We start from the raw sequence: 522 nt of genomic DNA, 5'->3' as shown, positions 1-522 counted from the left end.
CGAAGCAAGCTTGCGATAATTTTGTGTCACGTTATACGAGTGAGGTTGATAGCATATCTTTAAAAGAATCAGAGCTTGAAGAAGATATCAGATCATTAAGTCAACAAATTACGCGATATGAAAATTTGAATAACAATTTGAAAAAGCATGCTTCCGATAATCAGCAAGCCATTTCATCGAACCAACAAATAATACAAACATTAGGTCAACAAAAACATGAATTAGAAGAGAAGCTACGCAAATTGCGTGAGTTTAATCAAAAATCACCAGAAATATTTAAAGAAGTTGAAGAATTTCAAAAAATTGTCCAACAAGGACTTACCCAAGCGCAAAATTTTTGGAACTTTTCAACAAATCAATTTAATATTCCTTCAGGTAAAGAACTTGATTGGGCCAAAGCAAGTCATGAAAAATATTTGAAAGTTGCTATGGGGAAAATTGAACATAAAGCAGAGAAAGAAACTTTAAATAAAGCAGACTTTGCTGTTATAAAGGCATATGCCAAAGAACATCCAGAAGACG

1 pseudogene is annotated in these 522 nt (G+C 32.8%); it reads left to right on the top strand.

Annotated elements, in window-relative coordinates:
* Positions 1 to 522 (top strand): annotated as a pseudogene (locus IDG60_RS01900) (T7SS effector LXG polymorphic toxin); the annotation flags it as partial.

It is taken from the genome of Staphylococcus sp. EG-SA-2 (genome assembly GCF_017152085.1).
Note: the sequence above shows the minus strand (reverse complement) of the source record. Positions and strands in the feature narration are given on the sequence as shown.